Genomic DNA, 19,520 nt, shown 5'->3' with positions numbered 1-19,520 from the left:
GCGTCGTCAGGCGAGCCGCTCGCCCAGTTGCGCCGCCGCCGCGACCACCCGCGGCCCGACGGTGTCGTCGTCCAGCGCGGACAGGGCGATGACGCCGACGCTGGCCTCGACCCCCGCCACCCCGATGACCGGCGCGGCCACCCCGCTGGCGCCGGTCTGCAGTTCGCCGACCGTGCTCACGAACGCCGCCGATCCCTCCCGGCCGCCGAGGACGGCCCGCCCGGCGGCGCCGCGCTCCAGCGGGTGCCGCGAGCCGACCCGATAGGCGACGTGGTAGTCGGTGCGGGTCGGTTCGACGACGGCGACGGCCAGCGCCTCGGCGCCGTCGGCGATGGTGAGGTGCGCCGTGGCCCCGACGTCGTCGGCGAGCGCCCGCAGCACCGGCTGCGCCACCTGCCGCAGCGACGGCTGCACGCTGCCGGCCAGCGTCAGCACCCCGAACCCGACGCTGAACCGGCCGCCCGCGACCCGGCGCACCAGGCCGTGCTGCTCGAGCGTCGCCAGCAGGCGGTAGACGATGGTGCGGTTGACGCCGAGGACGGTGGACGCCTCGGCGACGGTGAGGCCGTCGCTGGACCCGGACAGCACCTCGAGCAGGCGAAGGCCGCGATCGAGCGTCTGCGAGATCTCCACCACGGCGACAACGATAGAGGTTCGCCGGTCCACGGTCCGGCGGGCCGTTTCGCGCGTACTGTGGCACGCAGATGACATCCGCATCACGGAAAGGTCGGTCCGTCGATGAAGAAGCTGATCAACTCCCCCGACTCGGTCATCGCCGACGCGCTTCGCGGCATGGCCGCCGCCCACCCGTCGCTCGCCGTCGACCTGGAGAACCGGGTCATCTCGCGGGCGGGCGGCGCGACTCAGGGCAGGGTGGGACTGGTCTCGGGCGGGGGCTCCGGACACGAACCGCTGCACGGCGGGTATGTCGGCTACGGCATGCTCAGCGCCGCCGCGCCGGGCGAGGTGTACACGTCACCCGTGCCCGACCAGATCCTGGCCGCCACGAAGGCCGCCGACGGCGGCGCGGGCGTGCTGCACATCGTCAAGAACTACACCGGCGACGTGCTCAACTTCCGCATGGCTGCCGAACTGGCCGACGACGAGGACGTCCGCGTCGTCAGCGTCGTCACCAACGACGACGCCGCCGTCGAGGACTCCACCTACACGGCCGGGCGCCGCGGCGTCGGCGGCACGGTGTTCGTCGAGAAGATCGCCGGCGCCGCCGCCGAGGAGGGCGCCGACCTCGACACCGTCGCCGGCATCGCCAGCCACGTCAACGAGGTCACCCGGTCGTTCGCCATCGCGCTGCACGCCGGCACCGTCCCGGCCGCCGGCAAGCCGGGCTTCGACCTCGCCGACGACGAAGTCGAGCTGGGCGTCGGCATCCACGGCGAACCGGGCCGCGAGCGCGGCAAGATGGCGCCGATCCACGACCTCGTCGGCTACTCGCTCGACGTCATCCACGCCGACCGGCCGGTCTCCGGCGACGTCCTGGTCATGGTCAACGGCCAGGGCGGCAGCCCGCTGATCGAGTTGTACGGCGCGTTCGCCGAGGCCGTCGCCTGGATCGAGGGACACGGCGGACGGGTCGCGCGCAGCCTGGTCGGCAACTACATCACCAGCCTCGACCAGCAGGGCTTCTCGATCTCCGTCATGTCGCTCGACGACGACCTGCTGCGGCTGTGGGACGCTCCGGTCGAGACGCCCGCGCTGCGGTGGGGACGGTGAGCATGGCGTTCGACGCACAGACGGCGACGGCCTGGATCACCGCGGCCGAGGCCGCCGTCAAGGCCGACGAGGCACGGCTGACCAGCCTCGACGCCGCCATCGGCGACGGCGACCACGGCGCCAACATGGCCCGTGGGCTCGCCGCCGCGCTGACCAACATCGCCGAACGCGCACCCTCCACCCCGGGCGACGTCCTCGTCGCGGCGGGCCGGGGCATCGTGGCGAAGACCGGCGGGGCGTCCGGGCCGTTGTACGGCAGCGCGTTCCGCCGGGCCGGCAAGGCCCTCGGCGACACCGCCTCCGCCTCCGCCGAGGAGGTCGGTGCGGCGCTCGAGGCCGCCCTGACCGCCATCAAGGAGCTGGGCGGCGCCAACGAGGGCGACAAGACCATGGTCGACGCGCTCACGCCGGCGGTCGCCGCGTTCCAGGCGGTGGCGGCCGACGGCGGGCCGCTCGCCGCGGCGGCCGCTGCCGCCGCCGACGGCGCCGAGCAGGGGCTGGCCGCGACCGTCCCGATGCAGGCGCGCAAGGGCCGGGCCAGCTATCTCGGTCCGCGCAGCGTCGGTCACGAAGACCCCGGCGCCGCCTCGACGGCGTTGATCCTGCGGGCGCTGGCGGAGGTCGTGCAGTGACGGTCGGCATCGTGCTGGTCTCCCACAGTCCGGCGGTCGCCGGCTCCGTCGCCGAGATGGCGGCGGAGTTGGCCGGACCGTCGGTCGCCATCCGCGCCGCCGGCGGCACCGACGACGGGCGGTTCGGCACCAGCATCGACCTCATCGCGGCGGCCGTGAAGGCGGCCGACAGCGGCGACGGCGTCTGCGTCCTCATGGACATGGGCAGTTCGGTGCTGACGGCGAAGACGCTGCTCGAAGACCTCGAGGACGACGGCGACAGCGCCCTCGTCCGCCTCGCCGACGCCCCGTTCACCGAGGGCGCGGTGGCCGCGGCGGTGCTCGCCTCGACCGGCCAGGACCTCGACACCGTGGTCGGTTCGGCCGAACAAGCCTGGTCGATGCGCAAGCTCTGACGCGCACGGCCGCCCGACCGAGTTGATCCTGGAGTAGCCGGGGTTCCGCCGCTCCTGGAACCCCGGTTCCTCCACGGTCAACGGGCGCCCCGTGGCTGGTGTGGTCCGTGTGGCTCGGGCGGTCGACGCAGGCCTGCAACTCGGCATGGCTGCAGGTCGCCGAGCCGGCAGTGGCCAGGCGGCCCGCGCGGACCCGCGGCTCGGCGTGGCCTGAGAAGGCCGCCGCCAGCAGCAAGGCAGCCCGCGCACACCCGCGGCCAGGCGTGGCCTGAGAGGGCCGCCGCCAGTGGCAAGGCAGCCCACGCACGCCCACGGCGGCGAGATGGCCCGCGGGACCCCGCGGCCCGGCGTGGCCTGAGACGGCTGCCGGCGGCGGCCGTCTGGCCCGCGCACACCCGCGGCCCGGCGTGACTCGAGAAGGCGGCCTCAGCGGCCAGCCGGCCCGCGGCTCGGCATGGTTTGAGAGGGCCACGGCGGCGGCCAGGCAGTTCGCGCACCCGCGGGCCCGGCGGCTTCGCGCCCGTGAGTCCGGCTGACGCCCGGGAAACCGGCGCTTGGCGGACCGATGCGGCCCAGACGCGCCGCATTCCCGGGCGTCGGCCGGTTTGCCGGGCGTCAGCCGATCCCGGCCGTCAGCCGGATTCCGGGCCGTCAGCCGGATTCCGGGCGCCAGCCACCTTCCGGGCGTCAGCCGGTTCCTGGGACACCAGCCGACCCCGGGCGTCAGCCGGTTCCCGGGACACCGGCCGACCCCGGGCGTCAGCCGGATTCCGGGGCGTCAGCCGGTTTCGGGGCCGCGGGCCGCCCTCCGGCGCCGGGTGAAGATCACCCTTGACCCTGCCTGCGACAGCGGGCACTATTTCACACATCACAGGTCACATCCGTCCATTGCGGACTCTCCACCACGTTGTTAACGCTCACATAGCGCGGCCGACGAGGGCCGGAACGAGGAGGGCCAGACATGAGCAAGAGATTCTCCCGGCGGGACGCGTTGCGGTTCGGCGCGATGGCGGCGGCCGCACCGGCGGCGGCGTCGGCCGTGGCCACGGCGGCCGCACCCGCGGCGGCCACACCAGCAGCGGCCACACCAGCGCCGGCCATCCCCGGCGGCACCCCGCGCCCGGGCTGGACGTCCCCCGGGTGGGAGGTGGCGCCGTTCGCGTTGAACCAGGTCAGCCTGGGCGACGGCATCTACAAGGCGAAACGCGACCGGATGGTCGACTACGCCCGCCACTACCCGGGCACCAGCGACCCGCTGGACGGGCCGGACCGCATGCTGCACCTGTTCCGCGCGAACGCCGGGCTCCCCGCGCCGGGCACCTGGCCGGGCGGCTGGGACACCCCGAACCACCTGCTCCGCGGCCACTTCTCCGGCCACTGGATGACGATGCTGGCGCAGTGCTGGGCGGCCACCGGCGAGGAGATCTTCCTGACGAAGCTGGACTACATCGTCGAGGAGCTGGCGAAGGTCCAGGACGCGCTCGATCAGCGCAACTTCGGGCGGGTCGCGGGCCGGTTCGGCAACGCCGTCAGGCTCAGCGACCCGCACCCGAACCAGTTCGTCACGCTCCCGTCCGGTCTCACCCCGGGCCTCACCGACGCGACGTTCAGCGCGTGGGTGAACCCGGGTAGCAGCCAGACGAACGCGCGCATCCTCACGCTCGCGACCAGCACCCGCGCCTACCTGGCGCTCACCGCGCGAATCTCGAACGACGTCGGCCCGCGGTTCGCGATCACCACCGAGGGCACCAACGCCGAGCAGCGCATCGACAGCACGACTCAACTCACCCTGAACACCTGGAACCACGTCGCCGTCACCCTGCAGGGCAGCACCGGACGGCTGTACGTCAACGGCGTCGAGGCGGGCGTCAACACGGCCATGACGATCACCCCGGCGGCCCTGGGCGACACCGCCAGCAACTGGATCGGCCGCTCCACCAGCAACGACCACGTCCTGCTCAACGCCGCCGTCGACGAGGTCCAGCTGCATGGCCGGGCGCTCAGCGCCACCGAGATCCAGGCGCTCAGCACCGGCCCGAGCAGCGGGGACGACACCTCCCTGCGGGCCCGCTGGACCTTCGACGACGAGGGCGAGACCGCGCCGGACGCGTCCGGGAACGGCCGGCACGCCACCATCGTCGGCACCGGCTACCCGGGCTACCTGGCCGCGTTCCCGGAGGGCCAGTTCATCCGCATCGAGCCGCCGATGGTGCAGCCCAACAGCGGCCCGAACGCCGTCTGGGCGGTCTGGTACACCCACCACAAGATCATGCGCGGCCTGCTCAACGCGTACGACCTCACCGGCAACGAGGACGCGCTGCCGATCCTGCTGCGCATGGGCGAATGGGTGCACAGCCGCCTGAGCCGCATCTCGCCCGAGGGCCGGGACCAGATGTGGAACACCTACAGCGCCGGTGAGGCCGGCTCGATGAACGAGGTCATGGCCGAGCTCGCGAGCCACACGACCGACGCCGGGCAGCGGGCCAGGTTCCTCGAGACCGCCAGGATGTTCACGTTCAGCACGCTGTTCTCCGCCAGCATCGAGAACAGCGACCAGCTCAACGGCCGGCACGCGAACCAGTACATGGCGCCGAACATCGGCTACCTGCGCATCTTCGAGCACACCGGCGAGGAGGACTTCCACACGGCGGCGCGCAACTTCTGGGGCATGGTGGTGCCGCACCGCACGTTCAGCAACGGCGGCGCCGGTCGCAGCGAGCACTTCCGCGCCCGCGGCGACATCACGTCCGGCTTCACGTCGGGCAGCGACCCGCGGCACGCCGAGACGTGCTGCGCGTACAACATGCTCCGGCTCACCCGGAACCTGTTCTTCCACGAGCCCGAGCCGGCGCTGATGGACTTCTACGAGCGGGCGCTGCACAACCAGATCCTCAGCTCACGCCGCGACGTCGACAGCGTCACCGCCACCGAGGTGACGTACCACCAGAACATGTGGCCGGGCCGGTCGCGCCGCATCGGCAACACCATCGAGTACAGCCGGTACGGCGGCAACGGCAGCTGCTGCAACGGCACCGGCGTCGAGAGCCACACGAAGTACCAGGAGACGGTGTTCTTCCGGTCCGGCGACGGGTCGGCGCTCTACCTGAACCTGTTCATCCCGGCGACGCTGACGTGGCCGGAGCGCGGCTTCGTCATCGCGCAGGAGACGGCGTTCCCCGCGGCCGGGTCGACCCGGCTGCGCTTCGTCAGCGGCAGCGGCCCGCTGGACCTGAAGCTCCGGGTGCCGGGCTGGGCGCGGCACGGCTACACCGTCGCCGTCAACGGCAAGGACCAGAAGGTCGACGCGACGCCGTCGTCGTACGTGACCGTCAGCCGCAGCTGGCAGGCCGGCGACATCGTCGACATCACGATGCCGTTGAGCTTCTGGGTGGACAAGGCGCTCAATGATCGATCAATACAGTCCATCATGTACGGCCCGACGTTGATGGTCGTGCGCGACGCCACCCCGAGCTACCGCGAGTTCAGCTTCTTCGCGCAGCTCGGGCTGGACGGCGACCTCGCGGCGTCGATCCAGCCCAGCGACGCGTCGATGCACTTCACGACGCACGGGTACCTGCTGGCGCCGTACTACGTCGCCGACCCGGTGCCGGGGCAGTTCAACGCGTTCCACCCGTACGTCAAGCGGGTGGAGCCGGAGGTGGTCTTCCGGTCGCAGTCGACGGGCGTGCCGAACGACGCGATCCGCGACCAGGACGGCGAGACGTTCCTCGACCGCGTCTGGGACGCCGCGCCGTTCGCCGCCCACGGCGACCTCGTCCGCCGGGTCGAGGCCGTCTCGAAGGAGTGGTTCGAGGCCGGGCGGCACAACCGCCAGCAGCGCCAGGCCATCCTCGTCGCGGCGGCCCGGTCGCAGAGCGAGTTCTGACGCCCATCAGACGGCGGGCGGATCACCGGCGGTCCCAGAGCCCCGGTGATCCGCCCGCAGCCAGGCCCGTCAGAACTGCTCCTCCTCCGTGGACCCCTTGAGGGCGAGCGTGTCACTGTCAGGGTTCAGCGCGGTCGACACCAGGTCGAAGTAGCCGGTCCCGACCTCGCGCTGGTGCTTCGTCGCGGTGTAGCCGAGCCGCTCGGCGGCGAACTCACGCTGCTGCAGGTCGACGTACGCCGTCATCGCGCTCTCGGCGTAGCGGCGGGCGAGGTCGAACATGCCGTAGTTGAGCTGGTGGAACCCGGCCAGCGTGATGAACTGGAAGCGGTAGCCGAGGTCGGCGAGGTCGCGCTGGAAGGTCTCGATCTCGGCGTCGTCGAGGTGCGCCTTCCAGTTGAACGACGGCGAGCAGTTGTACGCCAGCATCTTGTCCGGGTACTGCTCGCGCACCGTCTCGGCGACCTTGCGGGCCAGCGCGAGGTCCGGCGTGCCGGTCTCGACCCACAGCAGGTCGGCGTACGGCGCGTAGGCCAGCGCGCGGGCGAGGACGGGCTCGACGCCGGAGCGGGTCCGGTAGAATCCCTCGGCGGTCCGCTCGCCGCTGAGGAACGGCTGGTCGGTCGGGTCGACGTCGCTGGTGATCAGCTCCGCGGCCAGGGCGTCGGTGCGGGCCACGATGATCGTCGGGACGCCGGCGACGTCGGCCGCCAGCCGCGCGGCGTTGAGCGTGCGGACGTGCTGCGCCGTCGGCACCAGCACCTTGCCGCCGAGGTGCCCGCACTTCTTCTCCGAGGCCAGCTGGTCCTCGTAGTGCACGCCCGCCGCCCCGGCCGCGATCAGCGCCTTGGCCAGCTCGTACGCGTTCAGCGGCCCGCCGAACCCGGCCTCGGCGTCGGCGACGATCGGGGCCAGCCAGTCGAACCCGGGGTCGGCACCCTCGGCGTAGGTGATCTCGTCGGCGCGCAGCAGCGCGTTGTTGATGCGGCGGACGACCGTCGGCACCGAGTTGACCGGGTAGAGGCTCTGGTCCGGGTAGGTGTTGCCGGACGTGTTGCCGTCGGCCGCGACCTGCCAGCCGGACAGGTAGATCGCCTTGAGCCCGGCCCGGACCATCTGCACCGCCTGGTTGCCGGTGATCGCGCCCAGCGCGGCCACGTGCTCCGGCTGGTGCAGCAGCTCCCACAGCCGCTCGGCGCCGCGGCGGGCCAGCGTGTGCTCCTCGCGGACGGTGCCGCGCAGCCGCACGACGTCCTCGGCGGTGTAGGTGCGGCGCACGCCGGACCAGCGGGGGTCGGTCGCCCACTGCTCGGCGAGGGCGGCGGCCTCGGCGGCCTGACGGTCCGCCGGCGCGGCGCCGGTCATGAGGTCGGGGTCGGCTGTCGTCGTCATGCTCACTCCCGGTTCGGTGAATTGCTGACGTCTTACACGGTGCCGCCCGGCCACCGCACCCACCCACTAGTAGAGTGGGTGAATATTCGCTGAAATTCACTCATGGGGAAGCTATGGCCGATCTCGACCTCGTCACCCTGGGCCGCCGCATCCGGCACGCCCGCAAGGCCGCCGGGCTCACGCTGGGCGCGCTCGCGACCGCCGTCGACCGCGCACCGTCGCTGCTCTCGCAGATCGAGAACGGACGGCGCGAGCCGCGGCTCACGCTGCTGCAGGCCATCGCGACGGCGCTGGGCGTCGACGTCGCCGAGCTGATGAAGCCGGAGCCGCCGTCGCACCGGGCGGCGCTGGAGATCGCGCTCGAGCACGCGCAGGCCGACCCGCTGTACTCGTCGCTCGGGCTGCCGCACGTCACGGCCGGCAGCACCGTGTCGACGGACGTGCTCGAGTCGCTGGTCGGGCTGCACGGCGAACTGCGCCGCCGGGCCACCGAGCAGGCCGCCACCCCCGAGGAGGCCCGCCGGGCCAACGCCGAGCTGCGCCGGCAGATGCGCGATCGCGGCAACTACTTCGCCGAGACCGAGCAGGTCGCGGCCGGCATCTCCCGCGCCGTCGGGCACGACGGCGGACCGCTCACCGAGCGCGGCGTCGGCGAACTGACGACGCACCTCGGCTTCACGCTGCACCGCGTCGCCGACCTCCCGCGGGCCACACGCTCCGTCACCGACCTCGAGGACCGCCGCATCTACCTGCCGTCCACCGGCCGCGGCGGGCACGACCCGCGGACCATCGTGCTGCAGACGCTCGGGCACTTCGCGCTGGGCCACCGCGAGCCGGCCGACTACGCCGACTTCCTGCGCCAGCGGGTCGAGACCAACTACTTCGCCGCGGCGCTGCTGATGCCCGAGACCGCGGCGGTCGGCTTCCTGCAGCGCGCCAAGGCCCGGCGCGAGCTGGCCATCGACGACCTCCGCGACGTGTTCGCCGTCTCCTACGAGACCGCGGCGCACCGGTTCACCAACCTCGCCACCCACCACCTCGGGCTGCCGGTGCACTTCATGCGCGTCGGCGAGGACGGCGTCATCTACAAGGCGTACGAGAACGACGACGTCACGTTCCCCGCCGACGTCACCGGCGCCATCGAGGGCCAGCTGGTCTGCCGGTTCTGGGCGTCGCGGGCGGTGTTCTCGGCACCCGACCGCTACGCCACCCACCACCAGTACACCGACATGGGCCGCGGCACCTACTGGTGCACCACGCACGTCGAGAGCACGCCCGAGGGCGACTTCGCCATCGACGTCGGCGTCCCGTACGCCCACTCGAAGTGGTTCCAGGGCCGCGAGACCACCGTCAGGGCCACGTCGACCTGCCCCGATCCGTCCTGCTGCCGCCGTCCGCCGGCCGCGCTGGCCGGCCGCTGGGCGAGCCGGGCCTGGCCCAGTGCACGGGTCCACTCCCACCTCCTGGCAGCATTGCCGCCAGGCACGTTTCCAGGAGTCGACGACACCGACGTCTACGCCTTCCTGGAACGACACTCCGGAGCCCCGGCCGATTAACCGGACATTCCCCCGGAACCTGGTGACAGCACCACAAACTGTCGGTAGGTTCTGCTGTTACTCGGCCGGTGCGATCCACCGGCTCCGGGCGACAGAGGGGATCCGCAGTGACGAGTCAACCCAGCCGACGCGCCGTCCTCGCGCTCGGCGCCGCCATCGTCGTGACCCCCGTGGTCACGACCGCCGCCAACGCCGCCGGCAACCCCGTCCGGCCGGTCACGAACCTCGCCGCCGCGTTCGCCGCCGCGGCCCGCAGGCACAGCGTCCCGCGCGACCTCCTCGTCGCGCTCTCCTACACCGTCACCCGCATCGACGACCACGCCGGGCAGCCCAGCCAGGCCGGCGGCTACGGCGTCATGCACCTCATCAGCAACCCGTCCACCGACACGCTGGGCACGGCCGCCGCACTCACCGGCCACGGCCTGGACGCGCTCAGGACCGATGTCGCGGCCAACGTCGACGGCGCCGCCGCACTGCTGCGCTCGCTGGCCGACGACGCCGGGCTGGGCGCGGCGGACCGCCGCCGCCTCGACGCCTGGTACGAGCCGGTGGCCCGCTATTCCGGCTACGCCGACCCGTCGGTCGCGCGGCTCGAGGCCGACACCGTCTACGAGACGCTGGAGCGCGGCCTGGCGCTGCAGGCGCACGGCGAGACGTACACCGTCGCCGCCCGGGCGGTCGCCCCCGACCACGGCTCGTTCGCCACCGTCCCCACGCTCGACCAGCGGTTCTCCGTCAAGACCGACGACTACGGCCCGGCCCGCTGGGTGGCCGCCAACTCCGGCAACTACCGCGTCGCCAACCGGCCGAATGACTACGCCATCGATCGCGTTGTCATCCACACCGTCCAGGGGTCGTACGCCGGCTGCATCTCGTGGTTCCAGAACCCGAGCGCGAACGTGTCGGCCCATTACGTCGTGCGCTCGTCCGACGGCGAGATCACGCAGATGGTGCGCAACAAGGACGTCGCCTGGCACGTCGGCAACACCAACAACCGGTCCATCGGCATCGAGCACGAGGGCTGGGTCAACGACCCCGCCTGGTACACCGAGGCCATGTACCGCTCGTCGGCGGCGCTGACCCGGCACGTCTGCGACCGCTACGGCATCCCGCGCACGCGCACGAACATCATCGCGCACAGCGAGGCGCCCGGCGCGACGCACACCGACCCCGGCCCGAACTGGGACTGGACCCGCTACATGGGCTACGTCAACGGCGGCGGCACGCCGGGGTTCAGCGTCATCGTCGACAACGGCGGCGCGTTCACCGCCAGCGCCAACTGGGTCACGGCGTCGGCGCCCGGTCAGTACGGCAGCAACCACCGGCACGTCCAGCCGGTGCTGTCCAGCGACGTCGCCTGGTTCAGCGCGAACATCCCGGCGGCCGCGAACTACCTCGTCGAGGTCTGGTACCCGCAGGACCCGGCGAACAACTCGCGCACGCCGTACCTGGTGGCCACGCCGAGCGGCAACCAGACGGTCTACGTCGACCAGCGCAGCAACGGCGGCCGGTGGGTCTCCATCGGCACGTTCGCGCTGGCCGCCGGCAACCGCCCGGTCGTCGGGGTCAGCCGGTGGACGTCGACGGCCGGCTCCATCGAGGCCGACGCCGTCCGCATCTCCCGATAGGTTCTGCCACCAGGTCCCCGGCGGCCGGTCCCGCGACCCGATCCCCCCTGACGGTCGCGGGCCGGCCGCCCTGGCAGGATCGCTGCCATGACCGCGCCGCGATCACCGAGACCGTTGACGAAGCGCGGCAGGGTGGTCGTCTGGGTGCTGACCGTGCTCATCGCCAGCTTCGGCCTGGGCGGCGGCATCGCCCTGATCACCGAGGGACTCGACGGCCGCGACGCGCTGGCCGGCGGCCCGGCCGGCACGCTCACCCCCACGGACCGCCAGTGCGGCCGCGACAGCTGCTCCTGGATCGGCGACTTCACCAGCGACGACGGCACCATCACCCGGACCGACGTCGAGTTGCGCGACGCCGAACGGGTCGGTCTCGCCGACCCGATGCCGGCCCGCATCGACGACGTGCGCCTGCACGACGCCGACCGGCCCGCCGCCTACACCGCCGACTACGATTCGCGGACGAGGGTGGCCGCCGGCGCGGCGCTGCTGGTGGCCTGCCTGGTGGGGGCGGCGCTGCTGGTGCGGATGCTCAGGCGGAACCGGGCTCCGGAGCAGTCCTAGCCGCGGGCGATGGCCCAGGCGCGGATGGTGTCGATGCGCTCCTGGATCTCCGCCGCCGTGGCCAGCGCGGCCGGCGGGCCGCCGCAGCTCTTGCGCAGCTCGGTGTGGATGACGCCGTGCGGCTTGCCGGTGCGGTGGTGCCAGGCGCCGACCAGCCCGTTGAGCTCGCGCCGCAGCATGGAGATCTGCTCGAACACCGCGGGGTCGCGGTCGGCGTGGACCGGCGCCGCGTCGTCGCCGGCGGGGGCCGCCGCCCGGGCCGCCTGCTGCTCGGCCTGCCGCCGCCGCAGCAGCGTGGCCACCTGGTCGGGCTCGAGCAGGCCGGGGATGCCGAGGTAGTCGGCCTCCTCGGCCGAGCCGGCCCGGGCCTGGGTGCCGAACTCGCCGCCGTCGTACAGGACGCGGTCGAACGAGGCGTCGGAGCCGAGCGCCTCGAACGGCATCAGCTCCTCGCCGTCGGCGGGGTCTTCGCGCTGTGCGGCCTCCATGAGCGCCTCTTCGGCCGCCATCGGGTCGTCGTCGGCGCCCGGCGGCTTGCCGAGGACGTGGTCGCGCGAGACCTCCATCTCGCCCGCGTACGACAGCAGCGTGGGCACCGTCGGCAGGAAGATCGACGCGGTCTCGCCGCGCTTGCGGACCCGGACGAAACGGCCGATGGCCTGGGCGAAGAACAGCGGCGTCTGGGTGGCCGTCGCGTAGACGCCGACCGCCAGCCGGGGCACGTCGACGCCCTCGGAGACCATGCGGACGGCGACCATCCAGCGGCTGTCGCCGTCGCTGAAGTCGGCGATCTTCTTCGACGCCTTCGGCTCGTCGGACAGCACCACCGCCGGCGACTCGCCGCAGACCCGCTTGAGCAGCGAGGCGTAGGCCCGGGCCGACTCCTGGTCGGTGGCGATGACCAGGCCACCGGCGTCGGGCACGTGCCGGCGCACCTCCGTCAGCCGGGTGTCGGCGGCCTGCAGGACCGACGGGATCCAGTCGCCGTGCGGGTCGAGCGCGGTGCGCCAGGCCTGCGCCGTGATGTCCTTCGTCAGCGGGTCGCCCAGCCGCGCCGCCACCTCGTCGCCGGCCCGCGTGCGCCAGCGCATCTCGCCGGAGTAGGCGAGGAACAGCACCGGCCGCACGACGCCGTCCTTGAGCGCCTCGGCGTAGCCGTAGGAGTGGTCGGCGACGCTGCGCGGGATGCCCTGGACGTCGGGCGCGTAGGTGACGAACGGGATGGGGTTGATGTCGGAGCGGAACGGCGTGCCCGTGAGCGCCAGCCGGCGGGTGGCGGGGTCGAACGCCTCGCGGGTGGCCTCGCCCCACGACATGGAGTCGCCGGCGTGGTGCACCTCGTCGAGGATGACCAGCGTGCGGCGGTTCTCGCAGCGCGCGCGGTGCAGCATGGGGTGCGCGGCCACGCCGGCGTAGGTGACGGCGACGCCGGTGAAGTCGCGGCTGGTGCGGGCCGTGCGGCCGCTGAACGCGGGGTCGACGGTGATGCCGACCTTGTCGGCGGCCTCGGCCCATTGCCGCTTCAGGTGCTCCGTCGGCGCGACGATGGTGAGCTGGTGGATGACCTTGCGGGCCAGCAGCTCCGCGGCGATACGCAGCGCGAACGTCGTCTTGCCCGCACCGGGCGTGGCGACGGCGAGGTAGTCGCGCGGGTCGCGCGCCATGTAGTCCTCGAGCGCCGCCGCCTGCCAAGCGCGCAGGCGCCCCGCGGTTCCCCACGGGGCACGATCGGGATAGGCAGGAGGCAGGTGCTCAGCGGCCGAAGTGCTCACACATCTCCCGTGACGTGGACGTCCATGGCGTGGCGCGGCGCATCGGCGGCGTTGCCGACACCGGGCGTCGGCCCGGGCACCTCGTCGAGCCTAACGGCCGGGACCGACAGCCCGTGACCGGACGCGCGCAGACTCACCCGGCCGGCTCCGCGGCGGGCCCGGCCGGCTGGGGCGGGTCGGCCGTCAGGCCGGTCGGCGCCGCGTCGGAGGCCGTGCGCACCCGGCCGGCGGCCCACGCGCCGAACAGCGCCAGCGCCGCCATCACCCCGATGATCACCAGGTACACCCAGTTGTCGACGGTCGTCTGGGTGATCGACTCGGCGTGCGCCGAGCCGAAGATCGTGCCCGCCAGACCGACGAACGTCGCCGTGAACAGGGCGTCGCTGACCTGCAATGACGCCGAGTTCGCCCCGTGATCAGCGACCGGCGACAGCTGGAACAGCAGCACGCTCATGCTGGCCGTCGCGATGCCCATGCCGAACGCGCCGACCGCCCAGCCGAGCATGACGACGTACGCGGGCACCGCGTCGATCAGCGCCAGCGACACGCTGCTGATGGCCAGCGCGACGAACACCCCGCCGGCTCGGACCAGCAGGTAGCGCGGCGCGACGGTGCGCGTGCGGCCCTGGTACCAGGAGCCGGTCGCCCAGCCCAGCGCGCCGCCCGTCAGCGACAGCCCGGCCAGGGTCGACGACATCCCCCGCTCGGACACCAGCAGCAGCGGCAGGAACGTCTCGGTGCCGAAGAACGCGCCCGCGTAGATGCCGCGCAGCGCGACCACCGTCGGCAGCCCGCGGCGCAGCCAGATGGTGCCGGGCGGCAGCAGCTTCGGCACGCTCGGCACCAGCAGCGCCAGCCCCACGACGGCCACCCCCAGGGCGACGAGGTCCGCGCGCGAGCCCGCGTACTGCAGCAGGCCGACGCCGACCGCCGCCGCCAGCGCGAACCGCTTCTTCCCGGCCCGCCGCGCCGCACCGCCCGGCGGCGGCCCGTCGACCGCCTTCGCCGACGGCAGCGCCAGGAACACCGGGATCAGCACCAGCGGCGCGATGCCCAGGAACACCCACCGCCACGACAGCTCGTCCGTCAGCAGCCCCGCCACCAGCGGCCCGACGATGGACGGGACGACCCACGCGGCGGCCATGCCGGCGAAGATCTTCGGCCGCATCCGCTCCGGGTACGCCCGGCCCACCACCACGTACAACGCGACGATGACCAGCCCGCCGCCCAGCCCCTGCGTCGCCCGTCCGGCCAGGAACGGCCACATCGACTGGGCCGACCCGGACAGCAGCAGCCCCAGCGTGAACGCGGACGTCCCCAGGATCAGCGGCAGCCGCGGGCCCGTGCGGTCGCTCAGCTCGCCGGACACGACCATGCCGAACAGACTGGTCGTGAAGAACGCCGAGAACGCGAATGCGTACAGCGCCATACCGTCGAGCTCGGGCACCGCCGTCGGCATGGCCGTCGCGACCGCCATCGACTCGAACGCGATGAACACGACCGCCGACACGATGCCGACCGACAGCCGCCGATACGCCGGGCCGAGGATGCCCTGCGCCACCTCGTCACCCGACCGCTCTGTCACGAGCGAATCATAGCGACGCTGCCGACATGCGCGGTTCCTCAGCCCAATCCGTAGACTGGGCGGGGTGAGCACCCAGTTGACCCCCGGCAGCGACACCATCGAGGACCGCCGTACCCAGCCCACCAGCGGCGACGGCGACCACGAGCGGTTCTCGCACTACGTGCCCAAGGACAAGCTCACCGAGGCCATGATCAACGGGACGCCCGTCATCGCCCTCTGCGGCAAGGTGTGGGTGCCCAGCCGCGACCCCCAGAAGTACCCGGTCTGCCCGCAGTGCAAGGAGATCTGGGAGTCGATGAAGCCCGGCGGCGGCGACAAATCCTGACCGTCGTGTCACATTCGGGTCGCCCGAAGCACCCATAGGAGGTGTGAGAGCGACAACGACGACGGCGTCCGGGTCCGGCCGTGGCTGAGCGGCCCGTCCGTGCGGCCGTCCGGGCCCTGACGCTGCTCCGCGCCGAGGTGGGCGCGGAGCTCGAGGCCGTGCGCGCGGCGGTGGTCGGGCGCGCGGAAGGGGTGGCGCGGGCCGCGAACGTCGCCGGTGTCCGGCCGGCCGCGGCACCCGCCCAGCCAGCCGGGGCACTGGCCCAGTCGGCCGCGGAGCTCGCTCGACCGCTGGCCGCCATCGTCGACGACGCGGCCGGCGCCGTCCGCCACGTGCTCGACGCCGAGGTGGCGGGGCTGCTCGCGCTGCTGCACCACGCCCCTCCCACCGCGACGCCGGGTGCGCCGTCCCCCACGCCCGGCCGGTCGCCGGAGCCGCCGCTCACCGGCGGCGTCCGCTACGCCGCCCACCCGCTCACCCTCCCCGCCGCCGTCGGCAGCGGGTTCGCCCGGCAGGGCGCCATCAGCGACTGCCACCTCGTCGCCGCCCTGTGCACGGTGGCCGGGCGGGCGCCGTGGCTGCTGCCGGCCGTCACCGCGGCCGGCGACGCCGTGCTGGTCGACGTGCCGGGGCGGAGGTACCGGTTGCGCCCCACGCTGCCGGTCGACGACGCCGACGGCGGGATCGCGTACGCGCGCTCCCCCGACGGCTCCACGCTGGTGCCGTACGTCGAGAAGGCGTTCGCCGTCTACGGCGGCGGCTATCCCACGCTGGCCCGCGGCGGCCTGCCGGCCGAGGCGCTGTACTGGCTCACCGGCCGGCCCAGCTACCTGCTGCGGGTGCCGCGGTCCGGCGACGAGGTGGTGGCGGCGCTGGTCGAGTCCGCCCAGCCGGCCGTCGCCTGCAGCCGCCCCTTCGACGAGGGCGACGACGCCGGCGCGGCGGCCGCGCTGCGCTACCGCCTCGCGCCGGTCGCACACGCGTACGCCGTCCTGGGCCTCGACGCCGACCGCCGCGTCCTGCTGCACAACCCGTGGGGCCTGCGGCACCCGCGGCCGGTGCCGCTCGACGTCTTCTGCCGGCTGTTCACCCGCATCGACTGGTGTGAGGCCGATGACGACGGCTGACTCCGGCGCCCTGCCCACCCGGGTCCGCGTGCGGCTCGGCTACCCCGCCGCGGCCGGCGCCGCCAGCGTCACCGTCGTGGGGGTCGACGCCCCGCGGGTCTGCCTCGGCGTCGACGAGCCCGGCGGGCGCCGGAGCACCGCCTGGTACGCGCCGGGCCACGTCCTCACGGCCGGCGGGGTGCGCTGGCGGGTCGTCCGCACCAGCCCGCCGCCGCGGCTCGCGCCCGACGCGCCGCCCGGCAGCGCCGGCGACCACGTCGTCGCCGTTCTGGTCCGCATCGGCGGCCAGGGTGTGTCTCCCGGGTCTCGGCCGCCGCGCAGCAGGCCACGGACCCGGGAGACACCCTAGTCCCGGCCCAGGCCCTCGTCGCGCGCCCTGATGATCGCCGCCGCGCGGTCCGGCAGGGCGAGCTTGGTCAGGACGTTCGACACGTGGTTGCGCACCGTCTTGGGGCTCAGCACCAGCCGCCGGGAGATCTGCGTGTTGTCGAACCCCCGGGCCACCAGGTCGAGCACCTCGCGTTCCCGATCCGACAGCTCCGGGAACGGCAGCCGCACGGCCGTGCGCCCGGCGGTCAGCGTCGCCATGGCCCGCGCGGCCACCTTCGGGCCGAGAATCATCTCCCCGTTGGCGACCGCCCGCACGCCGCGCTCCACCTCGTCCGGCGAAGCGCCCTTGAGCAGGTAGCCGCTGGCGCCGGCCCGAACCGACGCCACCACGGACTCGTCGTCCTCGCGCATCGTGATGACGAGCACCCGCAGCAGCGGCAGCCGCCGCACCAGGTCGCGGGTCACCTCCACGCCGGAGTCGTCGCCGAGGTGCAGGTCCATCAGCACGACGTCCACCGACTCGCCCACGGCCTCGTGCGCCTCCTGCGCCGACGCCGCCTGTGCCACCACCTCGATACCGTCGAGGCTGTCGAGCAGGGCGACCATGCCCAGCCGGAACACCGGATGGTCGTCGACGACCACGACCCTGATCATGAGGCCATCTCCTTGCTCGGGAACCAGGCCAGCACCACCGTGCCGCCGCCGTCGCGGGCGCCCACCTCGACGTATCCGCACTGCTCGGCGGCGCGCTCGCGCATCGACCGGCTGCCCACGCCGGGCACCGCGTCCGGCGCCACCCCGGCGCCGTCGTCGGCGATGGTCAGCCTGATGCCGCCGTCGTGCGGGCACGCCTCCACCCAGGCGCGGCGCGCGTGGGCGTGCCGGCTGACGTTGGCCAGCGCCTCGCTGACGATGCCGTACGCGGCGGCCGCCTGGGTGGCCGACAGCGTCTCCACCTGCTGCGTGCACACCGACAGGTCGATCCCGTCCTCGGCGTACCTCGCCACGAGCTCCTCGAGCGCCGGGGCGAGGCCCAGCTCGTCGAGCACCGGGGGCAGCAGATGATGCGACAGCGTCCGCACCGCGTCGACCCGCTGGTCCAGCTCGGCCTGCAACGCGCTGAGCAGCCGTTTCCCGGCTGCGACGTCGGTGTCGAGCAGGTTGCGCGCGCCCTGCAGACCGAGCCGCAGGCCGGCCAGCGACGGGCCCAGGCCGTCGTGGATCTCGCGTCGGATGACGCGGCGCTCCTCCAGCCGCGCCGTGGCCACGCGGTCGCGCAGCTGGTCGACGGAGGCGGCGGCCCGGGCCACGGCCACGGCGGTCGCGACGACCGCCGCGAGGTCGCGCAACGTCGACTGCGCGCGGCCGTCCAGCGCCTCGCCCGGCGGGGCGGTCAGCTCCAGCCGGCCGACCTCGTCGCCGCGATGCACCAGCGGGACGGTCTCGACGGCGGTCGTCGGCCGGCCCCAGCCCATCGCGGTGTCGCCGTCCACCTCGATCCGCACCGATTCCAGCCGCATCGAGCGGCCGATGTCCTCGGCCAGCCCCCTGAGCAGGTCCTCCACCGAGCCCGCGTCGCCGAGGTGCGAGCCGAGCCGGACCACCTGCGCCGGGTCGGCGGCCGGACCGTGCACCAGCCGGTGCACGCGGGTGGCCAGCCACATCCGCAACGGCTGCACCGCGACGGCCACCGACCCGGCGGCGACCAGCTGGGCCATCCCCTGCCCGGGCACGACGCGGCCGGCCAGCAGCGCGACGACGAGGTACAGGGCGAGCAGCCCGCTGGTGAGCAGACCGGCCAGCACGGTGCGGCGCACGGCGAGGCCCAGCCCCCACAGCTGGTTGCGCAGCACGGCCACCAGCACCGCGGCCGGGAACACCGCCTGCGAGAGCAGGTGCAGCACCGGCGTCGACCAGTACGGGATGTCCCAGTCGAAGAGCAGCGGCACGAACGACACCGCCAGGATCGCCGTACCCAGCGCCAGCCAGCCCAGGCCGTTGCGCTCGTCCTCCGGTCCGCGGCGGTGCCGCCACTCGGTCTCCGCCGCCGTGGCCAGCCCGAGCACCACGGAGGCCGCGAACAGCTCGGTGGCCGGCCAGTCCGGCGCGACGACGTTCACGACGCTCAGCGCGGCCGCGACGGCGGCGCCCGCGGCGAGGCCGATCCAGGCGAGGCCGAGCGGGTGGTCGCGGACCAGCCACGGCACGACGAGGAACAGCGCCATGGTGCCCGGCACCCAGGCGATGCCCTGCAAGTCGGCGATGGCCGCGATCGGCTCCGGGCCGCCCGGCCGCGCGGACCACCAGGCGTAGGCGTAGCCGAACCCCGCCAGGCCGCCGCCGACGGCCGCGACCGCCAGCAGCACCGGCACCGGGTGCAGCCGCCGGCGCAGCGTGATCGCGGCCACGGTCCCGTAGACGCAGGCCACCGTGACGTCGACGACGAAGAACCAGAGGTTCGCGTCCAGCGGCGGCCGAGCGAGCACGAGCAGGACGGTGGACACCACGGCCAGCGCCCAGGCGGCCACGGCGATCGCCGTGGCCACCCAGGCTCGGGTCCTGCGCAGCGTGTCGGGCATGATGCTCGGCACTCCCCCCTC

General features: G+C 73.6%; 16 protein-coding genes. 10 read left to right on the top strand and 6 right to left on the bottom strand.

The window, feature by feature from the left end:
• Positions 1–6 precede the first annotated feature (6 nt).
• Complete coding sequence (locus BLV02_RS04915; RefSeq protein ID WP_425432575.1) at positions 7–648, bottom strand: IclR family transcriptional regulator; 642 nt, start codon at positions 646–648, stop codon at positions 7–9.
• A 90-nt stretch (positions 649–738) separates the two neighbouring features.
• Between BLV02_RS04915 and dhaK the strand changes: the two genes are divergently transcribed.
• From dhaK to BLV02_RS04895, 4 genes are all read left to right on the top strand, one after another.
• Positions 739–1,731: a dihydroxyacetone kinase subunit DhaK gene (gene dhaK, locus BLV02_RS04910; RefSeq protein WP_069113042.1), complete on the top strand. Its 993-nt coding sequence runs from the start codon at positions 739–741 to the stop codon at positions 1,729–1,731.
• 2 nt (positions 1,732–1,733) lie between these two features.
• Positions 1,734–2,363, top strand: a complete 630-nt coding sequence (gene dhaL / locus BLV02_RS04905) for a dihydroxyacetone kinase subunit DhaL (protein WP_069113041.1) — start codon at positions 1,734–1,736, stop codon at positions 2,361–2,363.
• Entirely contained in the window at positions 2,360–2,758 is a 399-nt protein-coding gene (gene dhaM / locus BLV02_RS04900) for a dihydroxyacetone kinase phosphoryl donor subunit DhaM (RefSeq protein ID WP_069113040.1), read from the top strand. The genes dhaL and dhaM overlap by 4 nt, the downstream gene beginning before the upstream one ends.
• 961 nt (positions 2,759–3,719) lie before the next feature.
• Positions 3,720–6,644: a beta-L-arabinofuranosidase domain-containing protein gene (locus tag BLV02_RS04895; RefSeq protein ID WP_069113039.1), complete on the top strand. Its 2,925-nt coding sequence runs from the start codon at positions 3,720–3,722 to the stop codon at positions 6,642–6,644.
• 69 nt (positions 6,645–6,713) lie between these two features.
• Here BLV02_RS04895 and aceA read toward each other — a convergent pair whose 3' ends face one another.
• A complete protein-coding gene (gene aceA, locus BLV02_RS04890) occupies positions 6,714–8,009 on the bottom strand; it encodes an isocitrate lyase (RefSeq protein WP_069113255.1) in 1,296 nt (431 codons plus the stop codon).
• 140 nt (positions 8,010–8,149) lie between these two features.
• Here aceA and BLV02_RS04885 point away from each other — a divergent pair, with 140 nt between their 5' ends.
• From BLV02_RS04885 to BLV02_RS04875, 3 genes are all read left to right on the top strand, one after another.
• Positions 8,150–9,592, top strand: a complete 1,443-nt coding sequence (locus BLV02_RS04885) for a helix-turn-helix transcriptional regulator (RefSeq protein ID WP_069113038.1) — start codon at positions 8,150–8,152, stop codon at positions 9,590–9,592.
• A gap of 107 nt (positions 9,593–9,699) precedes the next feature.
• Positions 9,700–11,220 (top strand): golvesin C-terminal-like domain-containing protein, encoded by a 1,521-nt coding sequence (locus tag BLV02_RS04880; RefSeq protein ID WP_069113037.1) that lies wholly within the window; start codon positions 9,700–9,702, stop codon positions 11,218–11,220.
• An 87-nt stretch (positions 11,221–11,307) separates the two neighbouring features.
• Positions 11,308–11,781, top strand: coding sequence for a hypothetical protein (locus BLV02_RS04875; RefSeq protein ID WP_141711704.1), 474 nt, complete (start codon positions 11,308–11,310; stop codon positions 11,779–11,781).
• On the opposite strand, the gene BLV02_RS04870 is transcribed toward BLV02_RS04875, so the two are convergent.
• Together BLV02_RS04870 and BLV02_RS04865 are read right to left on the bottom strand one after the other, a co-directional pair.
• Positions 11,778–13,553 carry a DEAD/DEAH box helicase gene (locus tag BLV02_RS04870; protein ID WP_069113035.1) on the bottom strand — a complete coding sequence of 592 codons (1,776 nt, stop codon included), beginning with the start codon at positions 13,551–13,553 and terminating at the stop codon, positions 11,778–11,780. The two genes, BLV02_RS04875 and BLV02_RS04870, sit on opposite strands and share 4 nt — an antisense overlap.
• Before the next feature lie 133 nt (positions 13,554–13,686).
• Entirely contained in the window at positions 13,687–15,138 is a 1,452-nt protein-coding gene (locus BLV02_RS04865; RefSeq protein ID WP_069113034.1) for an MFS transporter, read from the bottom strand.
• Between the two features lie 64 nt (positions 15,139–15,202).
• On the opposite strand from BLV02_RS04865, the gene BLV02_RS04860 reads away from it, so the two are divergent.
• From BLV02_RS04860 to BLV02_RS04850, 3 genes are all read left to right on the top strand, one after another.
• Positions 15,203–15,463 (top strand): DUF3039 domain-containing protein, encoded by a 261-nt coding sequence (locus BLV02_RS04860; RefSeq protein WP_069113033.1) that lies wholly within the window; start codon positions 15,203–15,205, stop codon positions 15,461–15,463.
• A gap of 80 nt (positions 15,464–15,543) precedes the next feature.
• Positions 15,544–16,590 (top strand): calpain family cysteine peptidase, encoded by a 1,047-nt coding sequence (locus BLV02_RS04855; protein WP_069113032.1) that lies wholly within the window; start codon positions 15,544–15,546, stop codon positions 16,588–16,590.
• Complete coding sequence (locus tag BLV02_RS04850) at positions 16,577–16,939, top strand: hypothetical protein (RefSeq protein ID WP_069113031.1); 363 nt, start codon at positions 16,577–16,579, stop codon at positions 16,937–16,939. The genes BLV02_RS04855 and BLV02_RS04850 overlap by 14 nt, the downstream gene beginning before the upstream one ends.
• On the opposite strand, the gene BLV02_RS04845 is transcribed toward BLV02_RS04850, so the two are convergent.
• The gene (locus BLV02_RS04845) at positions 16,936–17,574 is read right to left on the bottom strand and encodes a response regulator (RefSeq protein ID WP_069113030.1); all 639 of its coding nucleotides are present in this window, start codon (positions 17,572–17,574) and stop codon (positions 16,936–16,938) included. The genes BLV02_RS04850 and BLV02_RS04845 overlap by 4 nt on opposite strands.
• Positions 17,571–19,499 carry a sensor histidine kinase gene (locus BLV02_RS04840; protein ID WP_069113254.1) on the bottom strand — a complete coding sequence of 643 codons (1,929 nt, stop codon included), beginning with the start codon at positions 19,497–19,499 and terminating at the stop codon, positions 17,571–17,573. Before BLV02_RS04840 ends, BLV02_RS04845 begins: the two co-directional genes overlap by 4 nt.
• Positions 19,500–19,520: the final 21 nt, after the last annotated feature.

Origin of the sequence: Jiangella alba (assembly GCF_900106035.1) — a bacterium.
GTDB lineage: Bacteria > Actinomycetota > Actinomycetes > Jiangellales > Jiangellaceae > Jiangella > Jiangella alba.
Note: the sequence above shows the minus strand (reverse complement) of the source record. Positions and strands in the feature narration are given on the sequence as shown.